Origin of the sequence: Pseudomonas sp. BF-B-30 (genome assembly GCF_019956305.1) — a bacterium.
In the GTDB taxonomy this organism is placed as follows: domain Bacteria; phylum Pseudomonadota; class Gammaproteobacteria; order Pseudomonadales; family Pseudomonadaceae; genus Aquipseudomonas; species Aquipseudomonas jessenii.
In genome coordinates, this window is record NZ_JAHBDG010000029.1 from 53,345 (window position 1) to 62,795 (window position 9,451).

General features: G+C 60.4%; 10 protein-coding genes. 6 read left to right on the top strand and 4 right to left on the bottom strand.

The genetic code is table 11. From position 1 onward, the window contains the following. Positions 1 to 35: 35 nt before the first annotated feature. Positions 36 to 1,790, top strand: a complete 1,755-nt coding sequence (locus tag KGB29_RS16250) for a murein L,D-transpeptidase (protein WP_154860624.1) — start codon at positions 36 to 38, stop codon at positions 1,788 to 1,790. A gap of 173 nt (positions 1,791 to 1,963) precedes the next feature. Here KGB29_RS16250 and KGB29_RS16255 read toward each other — a convergent pair whose 3' ends face one another. Continuing rightward, a complete protein-coding gene (locus KGB29_RS16255) occupies positions 1,964 to 2,431 on the bottom strand; it encodes a hypothetical protein (protein ID WP_154910067.1) in 468 nt (155 codons plus the stop codon). Positions 2,432 to 2,647: 216 nt separating this feature from the next. On the opposite strand from KGB29_RS16255, the gene KGB29_RS16260 reads away from it, so the two are divergent. Then, positions 2,648 to 4,246: a diguanylate cyclase gene (locus KGB29_RS16260; protein ID WP_411736800.1), complete on the top strand. Its 1,599-nt coding sequence runs from the start codon at positions 2,648 to 2,650 to the stop codon at positions 4,244 to 4,246. Positions 4,247 to 4,358: 112 nt separating this feature from the next. Continuing rightward, complete coding sequence (locus tag KGB29_RS16265) at positions 4,359 to 5,765, top strand: DUF1254 domain-containing protein (protein WP_154910068.1); 1,407 nt, start codon at positions 4,359 to 4,361, stop codon at positions 5,763 to 5,765. Positions 5,766 to 5,800: 35 nt separating this feature from the next. Here the strand turns inward: KGB29_RS16265 and KGB29_RS16270 are convergent, their stop codons facing one another. Continuing rightward, positions 5,801 to 6,127 carry a hypothetical protein gene (locus KGB29_RS16270; RefSeq protein WP_191628313.1) on the bottom strand — a complete coding sequence of 109 codons (327 nt, stop codon included), beginning with the start codon at positions 6,125 to 6,127 and terminating at the stop codon, positions 5,801 to 5,803. A gap of 348 nt (positions 6,128 to 6,475) precedes the next feature. Here KGB29_RS16270 and KGB29_RS16275 point away from each other — a divergent pair, with 348 nt between their 5' ends. Together KGB29_RS16275 and KGB29_RS16280 are read left to right on the top strand one after the other, a co-directional pair. Continuing rightward, the gene (locus KGB29_RS16275) at positions 6,476 to 7,270 is read left to right on the top strand and encodes an exodeoxyribonuclease III (RefSeq protein ID WP_154910069.1); all 795 of its coding nucleotides are present in this window, start codon (positions 6,476 to 6,478) and stop codon (positions 7,268 to 7,270) included. Positions 7,271 to 7,383: 113 nt separating this feature from the next. After that, positions 7,384 to 8,214, top strand: coding sequence for an arylamine N-acetyltransferase family protein (locus tag KGB29_RS16280; protein WP_154910070.1), 831 nt, complete (start codon positions 7,384 to 7,386; stop codon positions 8,212 to 8,214). 55 nt (positions 8,215 to 8,269) lie between these two features. Here the strand turns inward: KGB29_RS16280 and KGB29_RS16285 are convergent, their stop codons facing one another. Together KGB29_RS16285 and KGB29_RS16290 are read right to left on the bottom strand one after the other, a co-directional pair. Further along, complete coding sequence (locus tag KGB29_RS16285; RefSeq protein ID WP_090454198.1) at positions 8,270 to 8,575, bottom strand: BrnA antitoxin family protein; 306 nt, start codon at positions 8,573 to 8,575, stop codon at positions 8,270 to 8,272. A 3-nt stretch (positions 8,576 to 8,578) separates the two neighbouring features. Continuing rightward, positions 8,579 to 8,860 carry a BrnT family toxin gene (locus KGB29_RS16290; protein WP_057715593.1) on the bottom strand — a complete coding sequence of 94 codons (282 nt, stop codon included), beginning with the start codon at positions 8,858 to 8,860 and terminating at the stop codon, positions 8,579 to 8,581. A 254-nt stretch (positions 8,861 to 9,114) separates the two neighbouring features. On the opposite strand from KGB29_RS16290, the gene KGB29_RS16295 reads away from it, so the two are divergent. Further along, on the top strand, positions 9,115 to 9,451 hold a 337-nt coding region (locus tag KGB29_RS16295; protein ID WP_317851348.1), incomplete at its 3' end, for a solute carrier family 23 protein.

Sequence of the window (9,451 nt, forward strand, 5' to 3'; positions counted from 1 at the left end):
ACTAGCCGTTTGAAACGGGGGATTAAGGATTATCCATGGTGCAGTTAACAAGGTCATTCGTCATAAGCCGCATGTTTTTTATGGGCTTTCTGATCAGCGGTGCAGCGTTTGGGCAAGTTTCGCCGATTGAGCCGGTATCTGCGGCGAGCAGCACAATCGATGCCGCGGCGCCCGACGATGCGGTCGGCCAAGCGATTCAAGCGACGCTGGAACCGCTGCGATCGGCCTTTCCGCCGTTGCTCACGTCCAGGCGCCATCAGCGTGTGGATGTCAACCGGGTGGTGCTGGATTTCTATATGCATCGCAACTATCGCGCCGCGTGGACGGATGATCGTGACGTGGCGCAATTACTCAAGAGCCTCGAAGAGACCCGGATCGACGGCCTGAATCCGGCGGATTTCCGCATCACCGAACTGGCTCAGGCCCATGAGTCGCTGGTGGCGGCCATGCCTTCCACGGCGCAACGGGCGATGTTCGACATGGCGGCGACCCGCACGTTCATCACCGCGCTGCTGCAACTGCGCCGGGGTAAAGTCGATCCGTCGCGGCTGGACATTCACTGGAATTTCGATCCTGCCGGCGGCAATGCCCACGAGGACATGAACAACCTGTTCGCCGCCCTCGATGCCCATGACGTTGCGCGTGCATTCGCCGATGCGCCTCCTCAGGAAGAGATTTACCGCAATTTGCGTGAAGGCCTGGCCCGGTTGCGCCAGGTCCATGATGCGGGCGGCTGGCCGAAAGTCACTGAAGGGCAATCGCTCAAGCCCGGCATGGACGGGGTGGCGGTGGCTCAATTGCGTGCGCGTCTGGTGGCGGGCGGTTACCTGGGCGCGCACCTGTCGAAAAAAGCCGGTTACGACGACAAGGTCATCGCCGCGGTGAAGAAGTATCAGACCGAGCAATACCTGGGGGCCGATGGCGTGGCGGGGGCGGCGACGCTGGCGGCGCTGAACGTGCCGGTCGAGGCGCGGATCGATCAGGTGCGGGTCAACATGGAGCGCGCCCGGTGGCTGTTGTACAAACTGCAGGGCACGTTTGTGATCGTCGATATCGCCGGATACAAGGTGGCGATGTACCGTGACGGTCTGCCGATCTGGCGTTCGCGAGTGCAGGTCGGCAAGCCGGTGCGCAGTACGCCGGTATTCCAGGCCGAAATCACCTACATCACGTTCAACCCGACCTGGACCGTGCCGCCGACCATCCTCAAGCAGGACGTGATTCCGAAAGTCCAGAACGATCCGGGTTATCTGGCGGCCAACCGGATTCGCGTGCTGGATCGCGAAGGCAATGTGCTCGATCCGTCGAGTGTTGACTGGAGCAACCCGCGAGGCATCCACCTGCGTCAGGATGCCGGGCCCGACAGTTCGCTGGGGCAGGTGGTGATCCGCTTCCCCAACGACTATGCGATTTACCTGCATGACACGCCACACCGCGAGCTGTTTGCCAAGACAGTTCGGGCCACCAGTTCAGGTTGCATCCGCGTGGAAAACCCCTTGCAACTGGTCGAGCTGTTGTTTAACGACCCGGTACGCTGGAACAGCGCCGGGATTCAAAAACAGTTGGCCAATGGCAGGACCGAGAACATCCCGCTACCGGTGAAAGTGCCGGTGTTGTTGGCTTACTGGACCGTGGACCTGAGCAATGACGGGCGGGTGACGTTCAAGCCCGACATTTATGATTACGATGCCAGGGTGCTGCAGGGCTTGAGTCAGCCTACGAAATTGCCCGCTCTGGACTTGCGTCGCGCAGAGATACCGCTGGTGGTGACGGGGCAGAACAAGCTGTAGCGGAAGACTGGAAACGGGCGCCGGAGCGTATTACTGATCACTTAACACACGAAACCTGTGGGAGCGAGCTTGCTCGCGATGGCGGACTGTCAGGCATCCCTTACGTGACTGTCCAACCGTCATCGCGAGCAAGGTTTGCGGTGTTCAAAGGCTTAACTGACTGGCATTAGCCCCTAAAGCGCCAGCCCTTGCTGGACCACGACAAGCAGATCGGTATCCGTGAGCGCCACCGCATCCAGTTGCGCGGTGGCCTGCTCGATCGTTTGTAGCCACCAGTGTGTTTCACCGTGTTCGTCCACGGTGCGCAACAGGGCGAGTTCGTTGTCTGTTGTGTGGATCTCGACCCGCCCCTCACCGTCGGCGGTGAAGCGTGCAACCGGGTCAAAGGTAATGCTGTGCTCGTTGCCGATGATCACCAACTGGTCGATGGCGTAGTCGTAAGCGTCGCCATCGGGGTGGCTCTCGAAGACGTGGGTGGGGTTGCGCCGCAGGATCAGGCCCGCTTCGGTCAACGGCTGTAGCCAGGTCTCTATGCGTTGATACAGTTCGTAGACCTGGCCCGGCCAGCCATCGATCGCCTGATCCGCGCTGGCCAGCCGTGTCTGTTTCAATTTTGCGGCGAGTTCGTCTGCCTTGCTCATGTCGATTCCCTGTATTGAGGTTTGTCTAATCGTAGCTCGTTGACGCACAGGCCGCGCTTGCCCTGGGTCATGTTTGCAGCGCAGGCAGGGTGCGGACGTTGCGTCCGGGCAGCACCGACGGGCGGTGTGTTAACGCTGGGCAAGTGGCCACCCATTTGTCCTGGATAACCCCGTAAACTACGCCGCCCGAAGACTGAGGGCTTTGGGTCGTTGCCCATGCCTTGCCCCCGACAGGATGAACTTTTGCCCACGCGCTTTAACGACCCGGACCACGCCCCTGGCATCGCATTGAAACGCATACCACTGCGCAAGGCCGCGGTATTGTTCATTGCCACGGTGTGCCTGTGCCTGTGCGGTTTGCTCTACCTGCAACTGGAACAGTCCCGTCGCCACGACCTGAGCCTGGCGCAAGTGGCGTCTTCGAACCTGACGCGGGCCATGGCGCAGCAAGCCGAAGACACCTTCATGAAGGCCGACCTGGTGTTGACCAGCCTGGTGGACTGGATTCAGGTCGACGGGTTCGGCCCGGACCAACGGCCACGCTTGCAGCAGACCTTCGCTCGGCGCGTGCTGGCGCTGGATCAGTTGCACGGCATCCTGCTGTTCGACCAGAAGGGCCAGTGGGTGGTGACCTCGTTTGAAAATCTGCCTCGGGGGCCCGGCGTCGCCGATCGCGAGTACTTCAAGTATCACCAGCAGAACGTATCGTCGGTGGCGCATATCGGCCCGGCCATTCGCAGTCGGGAAAACGGTGAGTGGATCATTCCGGTTTCCAAACGGGTCAACGACAAGAACGGCCGTTTCCAGGGCGTATTGCTGGCCGGGATCAAGATGTCGTACTTCGACCAGTTCTTCAAAAGCTTCAGCCTCGACGACAACGGCTCGATGTTTCTCGGCTTGACCGATGGCACGCTGTTGGCGCGTCGACCTTTTGTGGAGGCGCAGATCGGCACGTCGCTGGCCCAGAGCGAGATTTTCCAGAAGTCCCTGCCACTGGCCAGCTCCGGCAATGCGATGTTCACATCCATCATCGATGGTGTGACACGCCTTTACGGTTACCGACAGCTGGAGGCGTATCCGCTGGTGGTCACGGCGGCGTCGTCCACGGAATCCATTCTCGCGGGCTGGTACGACACGGCGTTTCGCTCCAGTCTCATTGTTGCCCTGGTATTGCTGGGCGTGGGGCTGTTCGGGTGGGTGTTCCTGCATCAGGTGCGTGTTGGCGAGCGGGTCGAGTCGGATTTGCGCAGGGCACAGCAAGCGCTGGAGCTGATCGCCACCCACGACAGCCTGACCGGATTGGCCAACCGCCGATTGTTCGAGCGGGCGCTGGACGTCGAGTTCGGGCGCGGCGCCCGGCAGGCGAGCCCTTTGAGCCTGATCATGCTCGATATCGATTACTTCAAGCGCTACAACGACACCTACGGCCACGTGGTGGGGGATCACTGTCTGGCCGAAGTGGCACGCGCGCTGAAGAGTTGCTGCCACCGCAAGGCCGATCTGGCGGTGCGTTACGGCGGCGAAGAGTTTGCGGTGCTGCTGCCGGACACCGACATCCACGGCGCCATGACGATTGCCGAGCAGATCCGCCGCAGCGTCATCGACAAGCACATCAGCCACACCGGCTCGCCCAATGGCTACGTGACGGTGAGTCTTGGTTGCTATTCGTTCGTGCCGTCGGGGCGTGACAGCATGGATGTGTTTGTCGAGCGGGCGGATGCGGCGTTGTATCAGGCCAAGCATTCGGGGAGAAACCGCGTGGCAACGTTGTCGATGGCCGGTGGCGTCGAGGCGTTGATGCGCTCCGACCGTTGAGGTGCTGTTGCTGCCGGTGGTCTGTCTCCCTGGCCTGGCGGAATTGATCGTCTAGAGTTCCGATTGTTCTGTCGATCCCGGCAGACATCCACTCGCATGGACGATCGCCAACATGTTGATACCTCAAACGTTGACAGCCGTTGCTTTGACCGTCGCAGCCACTGCCATCTTTCCGCTGGCCAGCCACGCGCAATCGAAAATCACCGCCGAAGAAGCTCACTCGATCGGCGTGGATGCCTACATCTATTTTTACCCGCTGCTGAGCATGGACGTCACTCGCAAGCAGTTCACCAACATCGAGCCGGGCAAGGAGTTCGGTAAAGGCCCCATGAACATGTTTGTGAGTGTGCCGCAGTACCCGCCTGCCGATTTCAGAGGGGTGGTGCGTTCTAATTTCGACACGTTGTATTCGATTGCCTGGCTGGACTTGACCAAGGAACCGCTGGTGATCGCCGCGCCCGATACCGATGGGCGTTTCTACCTGTTACCGATGCTGGATATGTGGACCGACGTATTCGCTTCGCCGGGCTGGCGCACCACGGGCACTGAGGCCGGGCAATTTCTGGTGACGCCGCCGGGATGGACCGGGACGGTGCCCGCCGGGATGAGCCACCTGCCGGCGCCAACTCCGTTTGTCTGGGTCATCGGCCGTACCAAGACTGATGGCGCGGCGGATTACGCGGCGGTGCACAAGATCCAGGCCGGTTACACGGTTACGCCGTTGTCCCGGTTGGGCAAGGAGCCTGAAGCCGTCACCGTGAAGGTCGACCCGGCGGTGGACATGAAAACGCCACCGAAGATTCAGGTCGATTCCATGTCGGCTGCCAACTACTTCACTTACGCTGCCGAACTGCTGAAAGTGAATCCGCCGCACAGCACTGACCAGCCCATGCTGGCGCAGATCAAACGGATCGGCATCGAACCCGGCAAGCCGTTCGACATGGACACGCTGGATCCGCAAATCCAGGCCGCGCTGCAAAGGGTGCCCCAGGATGCGCAGGCCTTGATGACCTGGAAAGTGCCGACCCTGGCGCGGGAGGTCAATGGCTGGTCGATGAACACTGACACCATGGGTGTCTACGGCAACTACTACCTAAAGCGCGCCATCGTTACGCAGGTGGGGCTCGGTGCCAACCTGCCCGAGGACGCGATTTATCCGTTGAACATCGGCGACAGCAACGGCAAGCCGCTCGAGGGCGCAAACAAGTACGTGCTGCATTTCAACAAGGGCGAGGCGCCGCCAGTGAATGCCTTCTGGTCGATCACCCTGTATGACCCGGAAGGGTTCCAGGTCGCCAACTCACTCAATCGTTTTGCAGTCAGTAGCTGGATGCCGTTCAAGAACAACGCCGATGGCTCGCTGGATCTCTACTTCCAGAACGAAAGCCCTGGCAAGGATCTGGAGGCCAACTGGCTACCGGCACCCAAAGGGCCGTTCAACCTGACCATGCGTCTGTACGGCCCGAAAGCCGAGGCGCTGAATGGCAAGTGGAACCCGCCAGCGGTCAAGCCGATGTAGGCCTCAGGTCACAAAAAGCGGCCAATGACGGCATGTCATTGGCGGCTTTTGCCTGTCCAGCTACCTGTTCCGCCGCCAGCACCGCCGGTTCCGCCACCGGGCGCACCGGTGCCGCCGCCCGCGCCACTGCCCGGGCCATTGACGCCGGTGCTGCCGCTTGACGAGCCGGGGCTTTGTCCGCGCCCGTTATTGCCCGAGGGATCGCTGGGCCTGTTGTTGTCTGGCAGCAGAGTTGAATTGCGGGTTGCGCCGGGTGCCGTACCGGTCGCGCCAGGACCATCGCCGGACGCCGCAAGCGTGGCCAGGGACGTAGCCGACAACCATCCGGCCATGAGCAGCGAAGTCATTTTTCTGTTCATCATGGTCGTCTCCCGGGATGAGTCGTTACCTGATGTTAGTGTGAAGGGTCACGCGGTTGGTGCCGATCCGGTTGACGAATGGCACGGGGCCTCAGGGGGCCACCGATCCATGGCCAAACGAGAACCCTGTGAGGGCGAGCTTGCCCGCGAAAGCGACAGGTCAGGCAAATGGTTGGCCACTGATACGACGCCATCGCGAGCAAGCTCGCTCCCACACAGCTCTCAGCGTCAGCAAGGCCTATGATCGACCGGCGTGCGCTCAAGGTGCTACCGCCTCAGGGACCGCTGACGCAACCTGCGAAACCTGTCGGTGTCACACGTCAGGCACCTCGTCCTCAGGAGTGTCCGTTCATGAAAAAGTTGCGGATCGCCACGTTCAACGTCAATGGCCTGCGCGCACGCCTGCCGAATCTGTTGGCCTGGCTTGAACGGGAAAAACCGGATATCGCCTGCCTGCAGGAATTGAAGGCAGTGGACAGCGCATTCCCGGCGGCTGAGCTTGAAGCGGCCGGCTACGGCGCCATCTGGCAGGGTCAGGCGTCCTGGAACGGCGTGGCGATCCTGGCGCGGGATGCGCAGCCGCTGGAAAGCCGACGCGGGTTACCTGGCGATGACAGCGACAACCATAGTCGCTATCTGGAAGCCGCTGTCCACGGGGTTCTGGTGGGTTGCCTGTATTTGCCCAACGGCAACCCGCAACCGGGGCCGAAATTCGATTACAAGCTGGCGTGGTTCGAACGGCTTATCCATTACGCGCAGACGCTTGAAGGCAGCGAACATCCGGTGGTGCTGGCGGGGGACTACAACGTGGTGCCCACCGACCTGGACATCTACAACCCGCGCTCCTGGCTCAAGGACGCCTTGCTGCAACCGGAAAGTCGCGAGTGCTACCAGCGGTTGCTGGACCAGGGCTGGACCGATTCATTGCGGCACCTGCATCCACAGGATCGGCTCTACACGTTCTGGGATTATTTCCGTCAGCACTGGCAGAAAAACTCGGGGCTGCGCATTGACCATCTGCTGCTCAACCCGGCCCTGAGTCCGTATCTGCAAGACGCCGGGGTGGATGCGTGGGTGCGTAACGAGCCCCATGCCAGCGACCACGCGCCGACCTGGATTCAATTGGGCTCGCACAAGCGGCGTTGAGTGTTTTCATGCCGGGTGATTGGCTAAATCAATTGTCGGCGGCAGTGCTTGATCCCGTATACATAGCGGCCACTGGCGGAGCAATCCGCCGCTGCGTGCAAAAGGATTGAACGATGAGCGAGCCACGCCTGACCGACCGTGCTTTGTATCTGCAACGCCTGGGCTTCGATGCACCTCCAGCGCCGACCCTGGAAACCTTGCGCCAGCTGCAACTGCGCCATACCGGCGTTTTCTCGTTTGAAAACCTCACCACATTATCCGGCGAGCCGGTGCTGATCGACTTGCCGTCCATAGAGCAGAAGGTCTTGCACGATGGTCGTGGTGGTTACTGCTACGAACTCAACAACCTGTTCCTGGCCTTGCTACAGGAATTGGGTTTCGACGCCCGTGCCATCAGCGGCCGGGTGGTGATGGGCCAGCCGGAGGGCTCCTGGACTGCCCGGACCCACCGCCTGAGCCTGGTCATCATCGATGACGTGCGCTACATCACCGACGTCGGCTTCGGCGGCATGGTACCGACCGCGCCCCTGTTGCTTGATACCCGCGCCGAACAACCCACCCCGCACGAGTCGTATCGCATCGATCTGCACGTCGACGGCTTTACCTTGCGCGCCAACGTTGCGGGCGAATGGCGAGCGATGTACATCTTCGACCTGCAACGCCAGGAAGATATCGATTTTGCTGTGGGCAACTGGTACGTCTCGACTCACCCCGAGTCGTCTTTCGTCAAGCAGTTGATGGTGGCGCGCACCGGGGAGGGGTGGCGACGCACGCTCAACAATGGCAGCTTCGCGATTCACCGGATTGGCCATGACAGCGAGCGGCGGGAGGTGACGGATGTTCAGGAACTGATTGGCCTGCTGGGCAGCGAATTCGGCATTCGCGTACCGGAACAGGCGCAATTGGCACGGACTCTGAAACGATTGATCGCAGCGCCGCAGTAACAGGCTGATCCTGGACATCGCACAGAGCTGAGCCGATTGATCGGCCATTTGTGTTTCAGGGCCGAACACCCGGTTCCATCACCCGTTGGATTTCGCGCAAGGCCTCTGCCAGCTTCTGCTCCAGACCCTTGAGTTCGGCAGGGGTGAGGGTTTGTTTCAGGTGTGCGCTCTTGCCTTCGTTGAGCAGGGCTCGGCGCAAGGTATTGTTGATCACCGTCTGGTAGCCGTACCCCTCGTGTTCTGCCAGTGCGCGGGCCGCTTCGATGACTGCGTCATCGAGCATGATGGTAATGCGGGTCTTGCCTTTGGCGGGCGCCACGGCCCCGCGCCTGGCGTTGCTGAAATCGTATTCGTCTTTCATCGGTCATGCCTCCAGGTACTGACGACGCTCGCTTTTGGTGGCGATGCGCGCGGAAATGATTCGAACGAAATTCGGATCGCGGTGGGTGTACACGACAACCAGCAACCGGCCTTTGGCGTCCAGCCCCAGGGTGATCCAGCGTTGTTCATCATGGTGGTTGTCCTCGATGGTCAGCGCTCGCTCGTCATGGAATACCGGTTCAGTCTCTGCGAGGCTGATGCCTTGGTGCTTGAGTTTGTTGGCTGCGTTCTTGGCCTTGTGGAACTGAATTTCGAATGACTTCATTATGCATACTTTATATGTATGTAGAAGAGGCGGGCCTTACCGATGGTCGCCAGGAATTCAAAAGACTAGTCAGCACGCGGGTGCGGGCGGCGAGGGATGTATTTCAAGGTTTTTGGCGTGGCCAGGAGGGTGGGTGTCAGGCGGAAATGGACAAGTATCCATTTTGTGACTGATAAGTTGTATACAACTCTATAGACATTTGTCCTATGTCTTGCATACAGTGTGCGCATAACAAAAACCAGGGAACCCCCTCCATGAAAACGCCCCATGTTTCACACCAACGGCCCGAGGACGAAAATCTTGGGATCGGCGCGAATATGGCTTATGGCCTGCAACATGTTCTGACCATGTATGGCGGTATCGTCGCGGTGCCATTGATCATCGGCCAGGCGGCCGGGCTCTCGCCGGCGGACATCGGTTTGTTGATTGCTGCTTCATTGTTTGCGGGGGGGCTGGCAACACTGCTGCAAACCCTGGGTTTACCGTTTTTTGGTTGTCAATTGCCGCTGGTGCAGGGCGTATCCTTCTCCGGCGTCGCGACCATGGTGGCGATTGTCAGCAGTGGCGGGGAGGGCGGGTTTCAATCGGTGT

Excerpts from the sequence above, each read along its gene's own strand:
- KGB29_RS16250 (WP_154860624.1), top strand. The coding sequence starts at position 36 with ATGGTGCAGTTAACAAGGTCATTCGTCATAAGCCGCATGTTTTTTATG.
- KGB29_RS16255 (WP_154910067.1), bottom strand. The coding sequence starts at position 2,431 with ATGAGCAAGGCAGACGAACTCGCCGCAAAATTGAAACAGACACGGCTG.
- KGB29_RS16260 (WP_411736800.1), top strand. The coding sequence starts at position 2,648 with ATGCCTTGCCCCCGACAGGATGAACTTTTGCCCACGCGCTTTAACGAC.
- KGB29_RS16265 (WP_154910068.1), top strand. The coding sequence starts at position 4,359 with ATGTTGATACCTCAAACGTTGACAGCCGTTGCTTTGACCGTCGCAGCC.
- KGB29_RS16270 (WP_191628313.1), bottom strand. The coding sequence starts at position 6,127 with ATGATGAACAGAAAAATGACTTCGCTGCTCATGGCCGGATGGTTGTCG.
- KGB29_RS16275 (WP_154910069.1), top strand. The coding sequence starts at position 6,476 with ATGAAAAAGTTGCGGATCGCCACGTTCAACGTCAATGGCCTGCGCGCA.
- KGB29_RS16280 (WP_154910070.1), top strand. The coding sequence starts at position 7,384 with ATGAGCGAGCCACGCCTGACCGACCGTGCTTTGTATCTGCAACGCCTG.
- KGB29_RS16285 (WP_090454198.1), bottom strand. The coding sequence starts at position 8,575 with ATGAAAGACGAATACGATTTCAGCAACGCCAGGCGCGGGGCCGTGGCG.
- KGB29_RS16290 (WP_057715593.1), bottom strand. The coding sequence starts at position 8,860 with ATGAAGTCATTCGAAATTCAGTTCCACAAGGCCAAGAACGCAGCCAAC.